Source organism: Flavobacterium sp. GQ95 (assembly GCF_059758655.1).
Genome location: NZ_JCAXEB010000027.1, coordinates 1 through 17,950, shown reverse-complemented (window position 1 = coordinate 17,950; position 17,950 = coordinate 1). Strand labels below are relative to the sequence as shown.

Here is a 17,950-nt window from a genome sequence, read left to right as displayed (position 1 = left end):
GCTTACCGATCAGATGCTTGTACTGGAAAAAAATGCTCATTATTACTGGAGGGTAAAAGCCACCGATAGTAAAGGACTCTCGGGTGGGTACTCCGCTATCAGAAGCTTTTATACGGCTGGTGATCCAAAGATAAATCATTTGCCTTTTGCCCCCGAACTATTGCAGCCTATGGCAGAGCTTGTTCAAAATACCGCTGCTGTAACCCTTGAGTGGAGTGCTATGGATCCGGATCCCGGCGATACGCTTGTTTATGATGTGTATTTTGGCACTACAAATCCCCCAACAGAAAAAATAGCTACAGATAATGCTATGCCAAGGATACCAGATGTTAGCGTGAAACCCAATACAGCGTATTTTTGGCAGGTTGTAGTGAAAGATAACCACGAAAGCCAGACTAAGGGGCAGATATGGAGTTTTAAGACCAATTAAGTTACATCACTATCTTTTGCTGGGATCAAGTTGTCTCAAAAGCAGTAATCTTGAGTTTATCGGATAGTTTATTTCAAGAATATTTCCTAATAGAACATTTTTGTGTAGTAACTGAAGAGAAAAACAATATATAGATACTGTTGAGTCTGTAATGTTTTCATCTTTAGCTTGTTTGATCTCTTCTTGAAAGAGTTCAACAGTACATTTGTTTTTGGTTGATATTTATTTGGTCATTAAAGCGCTTACAATCATTTCCTAACAATATGATCTAATCACTTTTTTTTATTAATTAACTTATAGCGTTTAAGGATTTTGATTTATGCGACTTTGACGGTACAGAATTTCAGCGATTTACTTGGGGATTTAAAATTTTGAATGAAGTCTAATTTCTAATTCGAAGTTAATAACGTTATTGTTAGAGTCAGGTTCCCGCTAGTATATATAAATAGAATAAACTGTTGCTTAAAAAAAAAGTTTTGTAGAACTAAAGAGCGCTATAAAATAGCTTCTTAATTTTGCTTACTAGCGGGAAGCATTCAATTATCTAACCACTTCATTGAAGATTATTACATGATTATTTCTCTTGCATCTTAAAATAGATATTGAAAAATCTTTAACTTTTTTGGAAATTTTTAAAGATAAAAATAGTTATAAAGGCGCTTATAAAGCGCCTTCATCTGCAAAGGAGTAATAAGATTCGGTAGTTATAATTAATGAATCTAATAATGTAATATCAAGAAGTCTACCAGCTTCTTTTACTTTTCGAGTTATGTGTTTATCTGCTTCAGAGGCTGTGAGGTTTCCTGAAGGATGATTGTGAATCATCATCAGAGATGTAGCATTTGCTTTAAGAGCTGCTGAGAATATTAATCTAAGATCTACAACAGTTCCTGCAATTCCTCCAGAAGAGATTTCGTAAATTCCAAGTGCCTTGTGAGCTTGATTCAAAAGTAATACTTTGAACTGCTCAAAGAATTCTATTTTATTATAATCCCAAGCTGAAAGGACTAGCTTATATGCATCTTTTGAAGATTTGATTTGCGGTCTTTCAGAGTTTTTTACTTTTGATTTGTAGATAAGTTCAATTTCAGATACAGTCTGCCAGTTTTGATTTAAAGTTTCCATAGTTTCTATATTTTATATTAATTATGGAACATTCGCTGGGAATGGCTCAGCAAGCGCAAAAAGCAACGCAATAAAGCAGGAATTTTTTCCTGCATTTATGGGGGAATTTTTTGCTAGCGCCCGCAGGCGATTCCCGAACTTTGTGACGAAATTAAATAAGATTTTAAAAGAATAATGGACTCTTTGGCTTAGGTTCGAAAAGGCATTATTTTATTACAAAAGTTATGATTATCCCAAGTGATACTAATTTTTATCTATATCATTTTTTGCTACATAGTTGTATTATGAATTCTTAACTTAGCCTCAACGATAAAACATGTTGATATGGAGTTTAAAGCACGAACAATTAATCAGATCGCAAAAATGATCTGTGGGGATAGCAAGGATAATCAAATATCATATTTTTATTTATCGAAGTAGTTTTTATTTAACGGAATTCTTTGGAGATGCAGATACCGAGTTTGCACATGATGGTTCAACAAGACCAAAATGGGTTGCTGAAACCTTAATTGAAATATTAAAAGAACCTTCCACTGGTCACGACATGCCTTCTGAAACTTTCTGTAGAGTTATTCAAGTGCTCATGGATCAATCTAATGCATTTAACGAAGATAAAAATCGATTAAATGCACTAGAAGAACTTAATAATGCATTATTAAGAGAAAACTTCGAAGTCTTTTATGGAGAGGATAAAAAATGTTACATTAAACATATTCCATCTCAAAAAATTTTAAAACCTTCTGCAAGTCCACACCGCCCATTTAGCACAGCAGAAGCAAAAAGACGTGAAATACTTGTTAAGTATTTGGATAAATGTTCAGAAGATAGTTTAATTGAAGAGATATTGATGCCATTATTTCGACAATTGGGCTTTTATAAAATTTCAGTAGCTGGACATAAAGATAAATCTTTAGAATATGGTAAAGATATTTGGATGAAATTTATTCTTCCAACTCAGCATTGGTTATATTTTGGAATACAAGTAAAAAAAGGTAAACTTGATGCTGCAGGAATGACTAAGGGGAGCAACGCAAATATTAGTGAAATTCATAATCAAGTTTTAATGATGCTGGGTCACGAAATTTTTGACCCAGAAATCGGTAAAAAAGTATTAGTAGATCATGCTTTTATAGTTGCTGGCGGTGAAATAACTAAATCAGCTAAGAACTGGCTAGGCGGCAAATTAGACTATTCAAAACGTAGTCAAATTCTATTCATGGATAGAGATGATATTTTAAATCTCTTTATTGTTAATAATCTTCCTCTACCAACATCTTCGCTTCCTTCAGAAAGTTTCATTGAATCTGATGATTTACCATTTTAATAAAAATAATTGAAGATTTAAAGATTCTGAAATACATTTAATTTCTAATTGTAGGCTATTTTTGCAGCTAGTTAGAGTCACGTTACTGCTAAAACGACTAAAGCTTCAGATTTCTCCGAATCTTTTTTAATTTATTTCGGATGTGAGATTAGAAATCTGCTCTATTCTTTGCTGAATAACATTATAATCAATCAGACTTTTTAAACAATGTGAATTCTGATCCCATAGAGTATAAAAATTGTTATTCCAATACTACACAAAGAAATAACACGTCATAAGTTGATCTTCCATTTCCATATCGCCAAATATCTTACCTGTTTCATTTCTATAAGATTTTAGCGGCTGGCTTGTCTATTTCTGTTTCTGAGAAGCTTCCTGTAATTTCCAATAATTGTCTCTAAAACCCAAATACCAATTTAAGTAATCGTCATTTTTTTCAGGAAGTAGTTTACCTATTACAGTCATAAACGCCACAATCAAAAAATTTATCGTATCGACAGAAACCGCTAGGCAATCTTTGGAATAGCGAATCTGAATTATATCTTGTGTTCCATTTTCATTTGAAAAAAACACATCTTTATGAACGTTCGTAGAATGAATGTTTCTTGAATATGAACGATAATGTAACTGATAAAATCCATCCAAATTTATTTTTGAAGACAATTGTTCAAAATCTGCCGGTCCGTCATAAAGTGTAAACCAGTTTGGGTTTTTCTTTTTTGCATAAGTTCTTTGATATTCCTCTTCTACAGGGATATAGTCAGGCAATTTCAGAAGTCCTTCAGCATTTGCCTTTCCAGTGACAAATTCCGGATGTTCTTTGAATTCAGTATCTTTTGCAAATCTATCTTTAGCAATTTTTGCTTTAAATTGTTTCCCAGATTCAGTATTTGGATTGAGTTGTTCTAAAAACTTTAGATCTCTGTGGGCATTCCAAACTAAGTATGATAATGCTCGATTTTTAGTATTTTCTTGAAGCAAATATTCAAGACTACAAACACTTTCCATTAATACTCTAACTAACGATTTGGCATTGTCAATCGAAGAATTTTTTATTAGGACTGAAATTCCATCGGCAACAGACAATATATTTCTGAAAAATAATATAGGAACGATGTTTTCGTCACTATTTGAATTTTTTTCCAGTTGCCACTTCTGAAGATTGGTTCCAAAATCAATTGCCTCATCAATGAGTTTAGAGACGTTATCTAGCATCAACTGCTGATTGTTTTCTCTAGGCAAAATATTGTCTATTACTGGATACTTCATTTATTGGTAGATGTTTTTTAAGCTTGTCGCTAATGTTCTGGTAATACAACGGGTTTGAGACTAAATTAATTCTTCGGATTTTCCAAATCATCCAAATACAAAACCAACTTTCCATTAATCCAATTGCGTTGTAGTAGCTATATAGGCGGTGGTTTCTTATTACTCGTCGTTTGTAGGTATGTGTTTTTCTTTACAATAAGTTTCTACTTCCGTGTCAATGGCAAAGTAACTATCGCAAAACTCATTAAGTTCTTTTTCTGCACCTGAAACATATTTTTCACTTGCTGTCATTAATTTTTCTGTCTGCTCAATGAATTTTTCAAACTCTTTATTCATTTTGCAAAGTTTGTCAATAGTTTTAAAGTCTAAATCACGAAATACTGATGGATAAAGGACTTTACTTTGATATGGATTTGCGTTAAGTTCAATGATTCCAATTCCAAATGATTGACTTAGTCTAGCCATTTCTTCATTTAAACTGTCGCTAAATTCAAATGCTACTAAATAACCATAATTCGCCCAACTTGAATTTGAAACTGCTTGGAAAAATGCTTTTTTAAGTTCACTGTCGCTGTTTATTTCTCTTTTTAACTCGTAAGAGCTTAACTTAAAAGTGTCAACACGATTTATAGATTTTAAAAAATTTTGACTGACTTTTGTCTGCAAATTCAAGAACTTAATTCCAACCATATCAGGATGTGTCCAAATTTGGTTACTATCTTTTCCGTTTGATTGTTCATGAAAAATAGTCTTTGAGTAAGTATCTGTATTCTTTAAGTAACTGCTTAAAAGTTTATGTAAATCTCTTTCGTCATAAGTCTTTGACTTATTTATTTTGGTAGGTTTTAATATTTCAATTTCGATGTCTCCACTCAAAATTTCGATACCAATATTTTGTTCGTTTTTTGTCAAATAGTAGGAATATGTTCCGCCGTCTTGTTTAATTCGTTTTACTCTAGTGTCGCCATTACGAATGAAGTCGCCCAGAACTGCTGAAATTGTCGAACCAGGTGTTTTTGCAACGCCAAAGTCGTAATAGTTTTTGTTAACGATATGATTAAGAACCGCTAAATAATTGGTTATGTCGTTAATATCTTCTAAACTTTTTAATACGGCTTCTTTTAATGTCATTGCTTTTTAGTTTTTTGTTTTGCAGTTTGGTCTTCGTACCATTAGCTATAACGTTATAACGCTTGTCGAGGTTGGGCAATAAAGATGCGAGATTTTTCGGTTAAACACAAATTTTCCAAACACAAATTCAGCTTTAAATTCACCTTAAAACCCCAATCTTACCAAACGACTATTATGCATTTGGCTTTCTTTTATTAGTATGTGTTTTACTATATTTTAATAGTTTAAAGTAGTCCTAATTTTTGAAGTGAATTTACAATATCTCTAACATCAGAAGTGTTTAACCTGTCAAGTAAAGAGTATCTTTTTCCATATCCGTTAAGTGAAGTTCCTGTCAAAATTCCCCTTTCTCTCTTATTTGAAATCCAAAATCTATCGTGATATTCGTCAGATGTTTTGTGAAGAATGTTGAGAGATGGTTTTTTCGCTTTCAAATTCGTTTCAATGGCTGTCTTTAAAGTGGCATCTACTTTGTTCGGATAAGTAATTATGAGTAAAGTGTCAACTTGCGGTAAATATTTTTCAAGTGTCAAGTCAATAGTTGAAATATAAGTTATATCACTTGTCGGCGCAAAAAAATATGGATCAATAACTATTAGTTCATTATCAATGCCAACCTTGTCAAGATATTTATGTAATGCGTCGACAATAGTATTTTGAGTTGCTCCTTTCGGAACAAGATGCTCCAAAAGAGGTACTGTATTAATGAGCGAAGAAAGGCCATTTTCCAAAATGTGATCTATGATTTCTTCTCTGAAAGAATAAATAACGCTAGTAATTTCTTCGACTGTAAAGTCCCGAAGATTAATGTCTTGTTCGTTCGAAATTTTGACTACAAGGCTAGTGTAATCAATAATCTCTTTTTTAGCTGTCAATTTCCAAATTATTTCCATAGTTGTTTTTTGTTATTTTGCTTAATATGTGGTTTCCAATGTTTTCTTATTTTTCAGTGCGTCCGTTAAGTCTACACATTTCTCGTATATACATTCTGACAAAATACATCTCAACCAGCAATTGGGTAGATATGTCTGATAAACGTCAGGGTTCATTTATTTTCAAATATAGAATAATAAGTTTATACATCATAAAAGGCTTTTAATTTATTGTATAATTTTCGTATTAACATGAATGTGGATTTCAATTATATATTGATATAGAGCCTCTATAGGATAAATACTTCTATGATTCATTATATTCAATTTATAAAAGTTAATTTTGGTCGTTTACAAATCAAAACTTATTTAATTGATAAGTACAAGATCAGCTCACAAATTATTTAAAAAACGTTAATTAATACAAATGCCGAAATTAAACCAGATCATAGACTTAGCAAGTAAGGAAGAACATATATCGGATATTACTCTAAATAAAGTTTTAAAAGCTAAAGCAATAATAGCAACAAAGCCTAGAAACAACGATCAACTATTTCAAGTTTTAGTTTCAATGAATTTAATCAACGCAGCTTTAAAACGAAAGGAATTTAAAAGCAAAGAAAAAGATGCAGTCATTAATTATGGAATGTTAAAACCCAGAGTATCATGGTTATTCCATAATATTATTAATAACAGAGAGCAATTCGATATCGATTTTTATATTGATACTAATACTAATGAAAAATGTGCTTATATTGAAATTGATGATTTACAGTTTAGTTTCCATAATATTATAATTGATGAAGTATTAAAGGCATTCATCAATTCTCCTTTAAATAATCCTAAACCATGGAAGGAGATAAAACTTCAAAAAATAGCAGCAGAATTATTCGATTATTGTTTCGATTCTGAAGAAAGCGTTAATGTAGTATAGTGATGTTTTTTAATGATCTGTCCAATAAAACATAGCTAAATTTTAACTAATTTCGTTTTCTAATTTTTACTTAAAAAGATAAATAATAAATGACTTAAAATGAAGTATATAGATAAAAACGATGTCATTTTTTGTTGTTTATTTAGGTTAAAGTATTGTGCATAAGAAAATGCACAATAAAAATATAAATTGATAATTATTATGACAAGTACAGCACAAAGAGCTGAATTACAAGCTAAAATATGGAAAATTGCCAACGAAGTTCGTGGCTCAGTTGATGGATGGGATTTTAAGCAGTTTGTTTTAGGAACTCTTTTTTACCGTTTTATAAGTGAAAACTTTACTGAATATATTGAAGCTGGTGATAAAAGTGTAGATTATGCAAATTTCAAAGATGCTGACATTCCCAATGAGATTATAGTTGACGCTATTAAAACAAAAGGATATTTTATTTATCCATCGCAATTATTTGCAAATGTAGCGGCTAAAGCTAATACCAATGAAAATTTGAATACAGATTTAAAATTAATTTTTGATTCCATTCAAAATTCTGCAAACGGTTATCCATCAGAACAAGACATAAAAGGATTATTTGATGACTTTGATACAACAAGCTCTCGTTTAGGGAATAATGTTGCTGAAAAAAATCAGCGTTTAGCAAAATTATTAAGTGAAATAAATAAATTTAATTTTGGTAAATTCAAGGATAGTCAAATAGATGTTTTTGGTGATGCGTATGAAATTTTAATCAACAACTATGCAGCAAATGCAGGGAAGTCAGGTGGTGAATTTTTTACACCTCAAGAAGTGTCTAATTTAATTGCACGCCTAGCTTTACACAAACAAACAAAAGTCAATAAAATTTATGATCCTGCAGCGGGTTCGGGCTCATTATTGCTACAAGCTAAAAAGCATTTTGACGATCATATTATCGAAGAAGGTTTCTTTGGACAGGAAATTAATCATACAACATACAACTTAGCACGTATGAACATGTTTTTGCACAACGTCAACTACGATAAGTTCAATATTGCGTTAGGAGATACATTAACGAATCCTCATTTCTTAGATGATCAACCGTTCGACGCCATTGTCTCAAATCCACCTTATTCGGTTAATTGGAAAGGTTCAGACGATCCAACGTTAATTAATGACGAGCGTTTTGCACCAGCAGGTGTTCTGGCACCAAAGTCAAAAGCTGATTTTGCTTTTGTATTGCATGCCTTAAGTTATTTGTCAGGAACAGGTAGAGCTGCTATCGTTTGTTTCCCTGGTATTTTTTACCGTGGGGGTGCAGAACAAAAAATCAGAAAGTACTTGGTAGAAAATAACTATGTAGAGTCCGTTATTTCCTTAGCACCAAATTTATTTTACGGTACCTCAATTGCGGTAAATATTTTAGTATTATCAAAACATAAATCTGAGACGAAAACACAATTTATTGATGCTAGGGGTGAAGAATTTTTCAAGAAAGTAACCAATAACAATAAGTTGGAGGATAATCATATCGAAGCCATTATGAATATTTTCGATAAAAAAGAAAATATCGACCATGTGGCGGTTACTTTAGATAACAAAATGATTGCTGCTAATGAATATAACTTGTCGGTTAGTTCTTATGTAGAAGCCATAGATACTCAAGAAATGATTAAAATAGAAGATCTAAATATTAAAATAAATACTACCGTTAATAAAATTAATATCTTACGTAACTCAATAGCAAATATTATAAAAGAGGTTGAAGCATGATTACATTAAAAGAATTACTGAAGGATATTCCAGTTGAGTGGAGATCTTTAAAAGATGTTGCATATTTTACTAATGGCAAAGGACATGAAAAAGTTATTTCTGAAGATGGGAAATACATTGTTGTAAATTCTAAATTTGTTTCAACTGAAGGCAAAGTAATTAAATCATCACATGAACAAATCTGTCCTGTACATAAAGATGATATTTTGATAGTAATGAGTGATTTACCAAATGGTAGAGCGTTAGCGAAAACTTATTTAGTAAAAGAGGACGATAAGTATACATTAAATCAACGAATAGGTAGAATTTGTGTTAAAGAAAAGAATCAATTACTGTCAAAATTTTTAAATTACATCCTTAATCGAACACCTCAATTATTGAAATTGGACAATGGTATAGATCAAACAAATTTAAAAAAATCTGATATTGAAAACGTTCAAATTCCTATCCCATTTCACGATGACCCTCAAAAATCATTAGAAATACAACTAGAAATAGTCGGTATTCTTGATAGTTTAAGTGAACAAAATTTTGCTTTAACCACATTCTTAGAAGAGGAAATAGATTCACGTAAAAAGCAATATGATTATTATCGTGAACAGTTATTAAGATTTGAAGGAAAAGAAGTGGAATGGAAGAGCTTTGGTGAATTAGGAGAAATTATTCGAGGTAATGGATTACAGAAATCTGATTTCACAGATACTGGAGTAGGCTGCATCCATTATGGTCAAATTTATACATATTATGGTACATCAGTAACGAAAACTAAGTCATTTGTTTCTTTAGAATTAGCAAAAAAATTAAAAAAAGTAAATAAAGGTGATTTAATTATAACCAATACTAGTGAGAATGTCGAAGATGTTTGTAAGGCTGTTGCTTGGTTAGGCGAAGATGAAATTGTTACAGGAGGTCATGCATGTATTTTGAAGCATGATCAAAATCCAAAATTCTTAGTGTATTACACTCAAATCAATGAATTTTTTAAGGAAAAAAAGAAACTAGCAAAAGGCACAAAAGTAATGGATGTTTCTACAAAAGACCTATCAAAAATTAAAGTGCCAGTTCCATCAATTGGAGAACAAGGACGAATTGTAAATCTGTTAGATGAATACGATAGTGCAAATCAACTTATTATAAAAGAAATAAAAAACGAAATAAATCTTAGAAACAAACAATACGAATATTACAGAAATCTATTATTAACATTCCCAAAAGAAAATTAATAAGTCAACATGAGTCAAAAACTACCCGAAATAGCACAAACTTTAATAGATAATAATAAAAAAGTACAATTAATCTATGCCTTTAATGGTACGGGTAAAACACGTCTTTCTCGCGAGTTTAAAAATTTGGTATCTCCGAAAAATAATCAGGACGAAGATGATAATATAAAAGTATTGTATTACAATGCGTTTACTGAGGATTTATTTTATTGGGATAATGATTTGGATAGTGATACAAATCGAAAGTTAATAGTTCGATCAAATGGTTTTACTGATTTGGCATTGACTTTTTTAAAAGATGAAGATCTTGATGGTAATATTACGACTAATTTTCAGCATTACACAACCTCTAAAATAACACCATCTTTTAATGATGATTTTTCTGAAATTACTTTTGCTTTTCAAAGTGGCGGAGATAATTCTATTCCAAACATTAAAATATCTAAAGGCGAAGAAAGTAACTTTGTTTGGTGTATATTTTATAGTCTAATAGAGCAAATTGCAGCATTATTGAATACAGAAAAGGACGATCGTTCTAGTCATGATTTTGATGATTTGAAGTATGTATTTATTGATGATCCTGTTAGTTCATTAGATGATAATCACTTAATTGAATTGGCGGTTAACTTAGCTGTGCTTATTAAAAAATCAAATGGATTAAACTTTGTTATTTCTACTCATAATCCTTTATTTTATAATGTGCTATATAACGAGTTAAATTTAAAGGGAAGTAAATTTTGTTACTTACTAAGTAAAAATGAAGATGGGACATATAATTTGGATAATAAATACGGCGATTCTAATAAAAATTTTTCTTATCATCTGTATTTGAAAGATACAATTGAAGAAGCTGTAAAAAATAATGCGATTGAAAAATATCATTTTATATTACTTCGTAATTTGTATGAAAAAACATCAAACTTTTTAGGATATGAAAAATGGTCTGATTTATTACCTGATGATAAAACAGTTTATTATAATAGAGTTATTCAATTTACAAGTCATTCTACATTATCCAATGAAATGGTGCCTGAACCGTCAGAAGCCGAAAAAGGGGTAGTTAAATTTTTATTGAACCACTTGGTCGATAGCAAATATTGGAAAGAGGAAATTCAAACAGCTGCTCCAGCCAATAATCACGTAGTAAATACACCTATTGATGTTGTAGAACCTGTAACAACTTAATTAGATAATGCCACAGTATAATACCATAGCCGAAAGTAATAATTTTATTGTATTAGATAAATACGATAAACACAACAGTTTAAATGGAGCTTCAAATGGTTATCAAACAGAAGCAGCTTTAGAACGTGAATTCATAGAAGATTTAATTAATCTTGGTTATGATAATCGTACATACATCAAATCATTGGCTGATATGCTATCAAATGCACGTACACAATTACAAGCGTTGAATGATATGGAGTTTACGGACAAAGAATGGAATCGTTTTTTAGAAGAGTATCTAAATAAAGCAAGTGACGGTGTGGTGGCTAAAACTAATAAAATTCATAACAATCATATTTATGATTTTGTATTTGATGATGGACACATTCAAAACATTTATTTGGTAGATAAAAAAGATATTACACGTAATAAAGTACAAGTTATTTCTCAATTTGAGCAGAAAGGTGCACATGCCAATCGGTATGATGTTACAATTTTAGTGAACGGCCTACCATTAGTACAAGTAGAGTTAAAAAAACGTGGAGTTGCTATTCGTGAAGCATTCAATCAGGTACATCGTTACAGTAAAGAAAGTTTAAATACCGAAAATTCGTTATTTAAATTCGTACAGCTTTTCGTTATTTCCAATGGTACAGATACACGATATTTTGCAAATACAGTGGAGAGAAATAAAAATAGTTTTGATTTTACGATGAATTGGGCAAAGGCTGATAATTCTTTAATTAAAGATTTAAAAGATTTTACATGTACTTTCTTTCAGAAAAAAACGTTGCTTAGTGTTATTCTTACCTATTCTGTATTTGATATAAGCAATACATTATTAATTATGCGTCCATATCAAATAGCTGCTACAGAACGTATCTTATGGAAAATAAATGGTGCCTTTCATGCAAAAAAATGGTCTTCTACAGAAGGTGGTGGTTATATATGGCATACCACCGGTTCCGGTAAAACTTTAACTAGTTTTAAAGCGGCACGTTTAGCAACACAAATTGATTTTATAGATAAAGTATTCTTTGTAGTAGATCGTAAAGATTTAGATTACCAAACCATGAAAGAATACCAACGCTTTTCACCAGATAGTGTAAATGGTTCTGATAGTACGGCGGGACTTAAACGTAATATCGAAAAAGAAGATAATAAAATCATTGTAACGACGATTCAGAAATTAAATAATCTGATGAAAGCAGATAATGATTTAGATATTTACAACAAACAAGTAGTATTCATATTTGATGAGGCGCATCGTTCGCAGTTTGGTGAAGCTCAAAAAAACTTAAAAAAGAAATTTAAAAAGTTTTATCAATTTGGATTTACAGGTACCCCTATTTTTGCAGGATATAATTCTTTAGGATCTGAAGATACAGCGCGGGTTTTTGGTAGAGAATTACACTCTTATGTAATTACAGATGCAATACGAGATGAAAAAGTTCTAAAATTTAAAGTAGATTATAATGATGTAAGACCACAGTTTAAACGTTTTGAACAAGAAAAAGACGAGAAAAAACTAAATGCAGCAGAAAATAAAAAGGCATTTTTACATCCAGCTCGTATAACAGAAATTTCTCAATATATCTTGCAGAATTTCAGAATTAAAACACACCGAAATCAAATAGGTAACAAAGGTTTTAATGCGATGTTTGCTGTAAGTAGCGTAGACGCAGCTAAATTATATTATGAAGAATTAAACAATTTGCAAAAGCAAAGTGATAAACCACTTAAAATTGTTACGATTTTTTCTTATGCAGCTAACGAAGAGCAAAGTGCAATAGGTGAAATTGGAGAGGAAACATTCGAGCCAACTGCTTTAGATAGTACTGCAAAGGAGTTTTTAACCAAAGCCATCGATGATTACAATGCGTTATTTAAAACCAACTTTGGTGTTGAAAGTAAGGAGTTTCAAAATTATTACCGTGATTTAGCAAATCGTGTAAAGAAAAAAGAAATAGATTTAATTATAGTAGTAGGTATGTTCTTAACAGGATTTGATGCTCCTACTTTAAATACTTTGTTTGTTGATAAGAACTTACGTTATCATGGTTTAATTCAAGCTTTTTCACGTACCAATCGTATATATGATGCTACCAAAACATTTGGAAACATCATAACATTTAGAGATTTAGAACAAGCTACAATACAAGCTATTACATTATTTGGTGATAATAATACCAAAAATGTGGTGCTCGAAAAAAGTTATAAAGAATATCTAGATGGTTTTACGGATATTATAACAGGTCAAGCACGTAGAGGCTATACTGAAATTGTAAACGATTTAAATACAAAATTTCCTAATCCAGATCAAATAGTTAAGGAAAAAGATAGAAAAGAGTTTTCTAAACTATTTGGCGAATATTTAAGGGTAGAAAATATTTTACAGAATTATGATGAGTTTGCAAATTTAAAAGAATTTCAATTTGTAGACATAAATAATCCAGAAGAAGTTCAAAATTTTAAAGAGAAATATTTTCTGACGGATAAAGAAATTGATTTTATGAAAAATATTGATGTTTTATCTGAAAGAGCTTCGCAAGATTATCGTTCTACATATAATGACATTGGTGATTGGTTAAGAAGGGAGAAAAACGGCAAGCAGCAACAGGAATCAACAATAGATTGGGATGATGTAGTTTTTGAAATAGATCTACTTAAGTCGCAGGAAATCAATTTAGACTACATTCTTGAACTTATTTTTGAATATAATAATAACACAAAAAATAAGGTAGATTTAATCGAAGAAATACGAAGAATGATTCGTGCAAGTATTGGAAATAGAGCAAAAGAGAGTTTAGTTGTAGATTATATTAATGAAACGAATTTAGATACGATTGCTGACAAACCTACCATATTAGGTTCCTTTTATGCTTATGCGCAAGAAAAACAGAATAAAGAAGTGTCAGAATTAATTTCAGAAGAAACCCTAAACGAAGAAGCCGCAAAACGTTATATATCAAGTTCATTAAAACGCGAATATGCAAGCGATAATGGTACCGAACTAAATTCCATCTTACCAAAAATGAGTCCTTTACATCCACAATATTTAACGAAGAAACAAAGCGTTTTTCAAAAGATTAGTGCATTGATTGAAAAGTTTAAAGGAATTGGAGGTACACTTTAATTTATAAAATGTGGATGTGCTAACAAAAATTGGAGACAAAGTTAAAGGGCTTTCAAACTTAATTTTTTAGATTCCTCTTCGAATTCTTTTTTTCTTCTTTTGTTTAAATTGCTTAGGTACATAATCATTAATATTTTCGGCACGCATTAATAATTCAATTGGTTTCGTTTTTAAATACTCATTAGACTCTAAATTTTGGGTATTTTCTGGAGAAATTGAGCTTGATATATTTTGATATTTTCCATTATAGGAAATACTTTGTTCACAGCGTTCCAAAATTCCTTTTGCGCTGAAATCTTTCCCCAGGCTACTTCCATTATAGACACATTGTGTTTTATGATCAACATAAGTTATTCCATAAAGCTGTCCATCTTTACTTTTTCTTAAAACAACATGAATGCCTTCACTTTGAATAGAGTTTGCTAATTTTTCTGGAGTTATGACTTTTTTGTCATAGAAAGCGAGTCTTATAGCATTTTTTACATGGTTTTTATGTGATTCTTTTTTTACATCATTTACTTTAAACCTTTCTTCTAAAAATTTCAAAGTCGGTTTGCTGTAAAAGTCACTTGCCTTGATTGGCACTCCAACTGGTTTAGAATTTTCATCAAGAATTTTATAAAGCAGTCCATTGTTTCTAAAAACTCTTGAATCTTCAGTTCCCCTATCTGCGTGAACATTGTACTGATTTAAAACTGCATTGAGTTCTGGAAGGCTTGAATATTTATATTCAAATAAAATTTTGTTTAAAACTCCATTGATAGCCTTTTTAGACTCTGCTTTTCCATATTCTACTTTGCGGTTTGCAATTGGCTGTAAAGAAAATTGTTCTTTTATTTTTCTTCCTTCCGCTTTTACAAGCCCAAAGGTTTCTTCTATTTCTTTTCTGGCAGGTTCTGATTTTCTAATCCCTAACAAATGAAGATCAATCCTTTTTCCGTCTCTTTGAATATTATTTGTAATCACATGTAAATGGGGATGTCCTGCATCATAATGCTGATAAACCAAATAAGGCTGTTTACCAAATCCGATTTTTTCCATATAAACTTTTGCAATTTCATTAAGTTTTTCTTTGGAATGGTTTTCTGAAGAATCAAAGTTCAAGGAAATATGTACAGCGTTTCGCTTAACGTTTTCGTTAAGCGAAGCCTGTTTTGTAAAACGATTAAGTTTTAAAGTAAAATTAAGCCTGTCGAGTTCCAGAGGAAAGTTAATAGCACTTATACATTCTGCTTTTCCTTTTTTTACTTTTATCTCATTGTAGTTTAAAATTCGCTGTACTGAATTACTGGTTTTTATAACTGCAACCATTGCTCTGAGAATTTTTGAGAGTGTATTTTAATTTCATCTATTTTTTCTAATAGCTTCTTTTTATCTACTTCAAACCAAAACATCTGTGTTTTAAATTCAGATATAGTCTTAAATGAATTCATCTTTTTGGCAATCTGGTTGATGTTATTTCCTATTGAATTAAGCTCGTTGTTTAGTGTCATTATTTCTTCGATATAATCATCAAAAGAAGCATTCCTGTATGTGGTTACAATGGGTTTGTTAAACAAGTGCCTTCTTATGTGATCACTTAATTTTCGGCAGGTACTTGCTTTAAATTTTTTTTCCAGTTCGGCATACTCCAAAGGAGTGAATCGTAGTCCTACGATTCGTGTTCTGTTTGAATTTTCTCTTTTCATCATCTTTCATTTTCATTGTTTTCAAACTCTCTTTCTTTTAGTGTCTCCACCACCGAGTTCCGAGGTAATAGGTGGCAAGATAGGCGGTTGTTTAACAACCGTTCATCTTGCAGATCACAGGAACGAGGTGGTCTTCGAATTTTTAAAAGTCTAATACTAAATTAAAATGAAGTTTTGATAATTCCTATCAGGAGTATATTTTAACTATGATAGCTCTGCATTGTGAAATTCAAGCAAATATTAAAAAAAAGAAAAAGAAAAAAAAGAAAGCAGCTCGAGCATGGGACATAGACAGTTGAAGTGCTATAAGTCCCGAAGGGCGATTTTTTTCTTTTGGATTTGTAACAAATTGATTCCTACTAGATATGATTCGTGTAAGTACACTAGTATTGTATCTATTCTTATGCTTCTGCTATAGCTCTATTGTTACTAAATTTATTTAATCCTTGTTGTTTATAAAATAAGAATGATGTTATCACCCAATCTATAAACAAAAAAAGATGCCCATTGCAGAGCATCTTTATCAAAAACAATATCATTGAATTTAATATCACTTAAATTCAATTGAAAAACTTTGCTGCAAAAATAATCAAGAAATAATGTAATCTAATGAGAAAAAGCACACATATATACGTGTGTAAATAATTTATTTTTAATTAATTTAATATGAATTTTTTAGATTACAGTTTAAGTAGTGAAATACTATAATATTTATTCTATTTATAACATAAACAACTTGAAGGTGTTCTTAAACAATAAAGAAAATCTTATTTATGATTGTTTTTTCTTCTAAATAATTATTAGTACTAATTCTGGTAAATTCTGATCTTCAAATTTATAATAGTATTGTGTGTGATATTTTATTGTTTTTATACAATATTTCAAAAAGAATATATGATCATCTGCTTTACATCATGCCTATATTAGTGTATAAGAGTAAAAATCAATGATCTTAGCCCATTAAAAGCAAAAGAGAAGACCACTCCCAGAAAACATTGTCTTGAGCGAAATTACAAATGATTGATATATTATGTGATTCAAATCCATTTTTGAGTTTATAATTAATTATTTAAATCAATAATATAGCTGATGCTTACACGTCATAACTATTTAAAAGGAATTATTTCATACTCATATTCGGTCAATATATTTTCTTAAGAAGTTTAAAATAAATTGATTAAATTAAATCTAGATACACATGTATATTTGCGTGTTGTTTTTTCCTACAACATTCTCATTCTTGCCTTAGATTTGAAATCCAGGTTAATACCCATTTTTCTAGTTTTTTCTCGGAATTAATTTTATTGAATCCGTAAGTTGAGGTAAAGATGCTTAGAAATGAGCATCTTTCTATAGTGAATTCAATTGAAAAAATGGACTAATCACACAATCCTAAATTTTTTAAGAGCAGTTCATTCCAAACTTGTGAATTGCAATTAATATCCCTGACCTGAAACAAATCTTATAGATATATGAAAAAAATTACCCTGTTTATTTTCCTGGCAACAGTGATTATTTCAAATGCCCAGACAAAGCTCAGCTTTGATTATGATATGGCAGGCAATCAGATTGTAAGGGAGTTGTGCCTATCGGGGTGTTCCTCCACGGGCAAGCCAGCCAAAGAAATTAAGGAAATTGAGGATCTGACAGAGGAGGATTTACTCAAATTCTCCGCCCAGGATGTTATTTCGTATTACCCCAATCCGGTCAGGGAAGAACTCTACCTGCAATGGCAGCTTGCGCAGAATATTACGGTGGATTCTATCGAAATTTTCGCTGTAAACGGTCAGCTCCTTAGGGCTTACCGGCCCGCTTCAAGGGAGAACAGCATGACTATTGCTTTTGGCCATTACCCGTCAGGTCTTTATATCATAGTGCTGCATTATACTAATGCAGAGTCAA

The 17,950-nt window shown here is 30.9% G+C and carries 13 protein-coding genes and 1 pseudogene; 8 read left to right on the top strand and 6 right to left on the bottom strand.

Annotation, left to right across the window (positions count from 1 at the left end):
- Window positions 1–430, top strand: a pseudogene (locus AC6CH4_RS25415) (hypothetical protein); the annotation flags it as partial.
- A 660-nt stretch (window positions 431–1,090) separates the two neighbouring features.
- Here the strand turns inward: AC6CH4_RS25415 and AC6CH4_RS25410 are convergent.
- Entirely contained in the window at window positions 1,091–1,555 is a 465-nt protein-coding gene (locus AC6CH4_RS25410) for a JAB domain-containing protein (protein WP_498108040.1), read from the bottom strand.
- 370 nt (window positions 1,556–1,925) lie between these two features.
- Between AC6CH4_RS25410 and AC6CH4_RS25405 the strand changes: the two genes are divergently transcribed.
- Window positions 1,926–2,879, top strand: a complete 954-nt coding sequence (locus AC6CH4_RS25405; RefSeq protein ID WP_498108038.1) for a hypothetical protein — start codon at window positions 1,926–1,928, stop codon at window positions 2,877–2,879.
- A gap of 351 nt (window positions 2,880–3,230) precedes the next feature.
- On the opposite strand, the gene AC6CH4_RS25400 is transcribed toward AC6CH4_RS25405, so the two are convergent.
- The 3 genes from AC6CH4_RS25400 to AC6CH4_RS25390 form a co-directional block, all read right to left on the bottom strand.
- Window positions 3,231–4,148: a DUF5677 domain-containing protein gene (locus tag AC6CH4_RS25400; RefSeq protein WP_498108036.1), complete on the bottom strand. Its 918-nt coding sequence runs from the start codon at window positions 4,146–4,148 to the stop codon at window positions 3,231–3,233.
- 159 nt (window positions 4,149–4,307) lie between these two features.
- On the bottom strand, window positions 4,308–5,279 hold the full coding sequence (locus AC6CH4_RS25395; RefSeq protein WP_498108034.1) for a hypothetical protein: 972 nt from the start codon (window positions 5,277–5,279) through the stop codon (window positions 4,308–4,310).
- 224 nt (window positions 5,280–5,503) lie between these two features.
- Window positions 5,504–6,172, bottom strand: a complete 669-nt coding sequence (locus AC6CH4_RS25390; protein ID WP_498108032.1) for a hypothetical protein — start codon at window positions 6,170–6,172, stop codon at window positions 5,504–5,506.
- A gap of 406 nt (window positions 6,173–6,578) precedes the next feature.
- Between AC6CH4_RS25390 and AC6CH4_RS25385 the strand changes: the two genes are divergently transcribed.
- The 5 genes from AC6CH4_RS25385 to AC6CH4_RS25365 all read left to right on the top strand — a co-directional run bounded on the left by AC6CH4_RS25385 (window position 6,579) and on the right by AC6CH4_RS25365 (window position 14,360).
- Window positions 6,579–7,085, top strand: a complete 507-nt coding sequence (locus tag AC6CH4_RS25385) for a hypothetical protein (RefSeq protein WP_498108030.1) — start codon at window positions 6,579–6,581, stop codon at window positions 7,083–7,085.
- A gap of 201 nt (window positions 7,086–7,286) precedes the next feature.
- Window positions 7,287–8,834 carry a type I restriction-modification system subunit M gene (locus AC6CH4_RS25380; RefSeq protein ID WP_498108028.1) on the top strand — a complete coding sequence of 516 codons (1,548 nt, stop codon included), beginning with the start codon at window positions 7,287–7,289 and terminating at the stop codon, window positions 8,832–8,834.
- Window positions 8,831–10,057, top strand: a complete 1,227-nt coding sequence (locus AC6CH4_RS25375; RefSeq protein ID WP_498108026.1) for a restriction endonuclease subunit S — start codon at window positions 8,831–8,833, stop codon at window positions 10,055–10,057. Before AC6CH4_RS25380 ends, AC6CH4_RS25375 begins: the two co-directional genes overlap by 4 nt.
- Window positions 10,058–10,066: 9 nt before the next feature.
- Window positions 10,067–11,242 (top strand): AAA family ATPase, encoded by a 1,176-nt coding sequence (locus AC6CH4_RS25370; RefSeq protein ID WP_498108024.1) that lies wholly within the window; start codon window positions 10,067–10,069, stop codon window positions 11,240–11,242.
- Between the two features lie 7 nt (window positions 11,243–11,249).
- On the top strand, window positions 11,250–14,360 hold the full coding sequence (locus tag AC6CH4_RS25365) for a type I restriction endonuclease subunit R (protein ID WP_498108022.1): 3,111 nt from the start codon (window positions 11,250–11,252) through the stop codon (window positions 14,358–14,360).
- A gap of 66 nt (window positions 14,361–14,426) precedes the next feature.
- Here the strand turns inward: AC6CH4_RS25365 and AC6CH4_RS25360 are convergent, their stop codons facing one another.
- Together AC6CH4_RS25360 and AC6CH4_RS25355 are read right to left on the bottom strand one after the other, a co-directional pair.
- A complete protein-coding gene (locus tag AC6CH4_RS25360; RefSeq protein WP_498108020.1) occupies window positions 14,427–15,671 on the bottom strand; it encodes a relaxase/mobilization nuclease domain-containing protein in 1,245 nt (414 codons plus the stop codon).
- Window positions 15,656–16,051: a plasmid mobilization protein gene (locus tag AC6CH4_RS25355; protein ID WP_498108018.1), complete on the bottom strand. Its 396-nt coding sequence runs from the start codon at window positions 16,049–16,051 to the stop codon at window positions 15,656–15,658. The genes AC6CH4_RS25360 and AC6CH4_RS25355 overlap by 16 nt, the downstream gene beginning before the upstream one ends.
- A gap of 1,469 nt (window positions 16,052–17,520) precedes the next feature.
- On the opposite strand from AC6CH4_RS25355, the gene AC6CH4_RS25350 reads away from it, so the two are divergent.
- The coding region (locus AC6CH4_RS25350; protein WP_498108016.1) for a T9SS type A sorting domain-containing protein at window positions 17,521–17,950 on the top strand (430 nt) is incomplete at its 3' end.

Bases quoted from the DNA above. Each gene is read 5' to 3' on its own strand.
- AC6CH4_RS25395 (WP_498108034.1), bottom strand. From the start codon at position 5,279: ATGACATTAAAAGAAGCCGTATTAAAAAGTTTAGAAGATATTAACGAC.
- AC6CH4_RS25410 (WP_498108040.1), bottom strand. From the start codon at position 1,555: ATGGAAACTTTAAATCAAAACTGGCAGACTGTATCTGAAATTGAACTT.
- AC6CH4_RS25370 (WP_498108024.1), top strand. From the start codon at position 10,067: ATGAGTCAAAAACTACCCGAAATAGCACAAACTTTAATAGATAATAAT.
- AC6CH4_RS25390 (WP_498108032.1), bottom strand. From the start codon at position 6,172: ATGGAAATAATTTGGAAATTGACAGCTAAAAAAGAGATTATTGATTAC.
- AC6CH4_RS25355 (WP_498108018.1), bottom strand. From the start codon at position 16,051: ATGATGAAAAGAGAAAATTCAAACAGAACACGAATCGTAGGACTACGA.
- AC6CH4_RS25385 (WP_498108030.1), top strand. From the start codon at position 6,579: ATGCCGAAATTAAACCAGATCATAGACTTAGCAAGTAAGGAAGAACAT.
- AC6CH4_RS25360 (WP_498108020.1), bottom strand. From the start codon at position 15,671: ATGGTTGCAGTTATAAAAACCAGTAATTCAGTACAGCGAATTTTAAAC.
- AC6CH4_RS25375 (WP_498108026.1), top strand. From the start codon at position 8,831: ATGATTACATTAAAAGAATTACTGAAGGATATTCCAGTTGAGTGGAGA.
- AC6CH4_RS25400 (WP_498108036.1), bottom strand. From the start codon at position 4,148: ATGAAGTATCCAGTAATAGACAATATTTTGCCTAGAGAAAACAATCAG.
- AC6CH4_RS25380 (WP_498108028.1), top strand. From the start codon at position 7,287: ATGACAAGTACAGCACAAAGAGCTGAATTACAAGCTAAAATATGGAAA.
- AC6CH4_RS25365 (WP_498108022.1), top strand. From the start codon at position 11,250: ATGCCACAGTATAATACCATAGCCGAAAGTAATAATTTTATTGTATTA.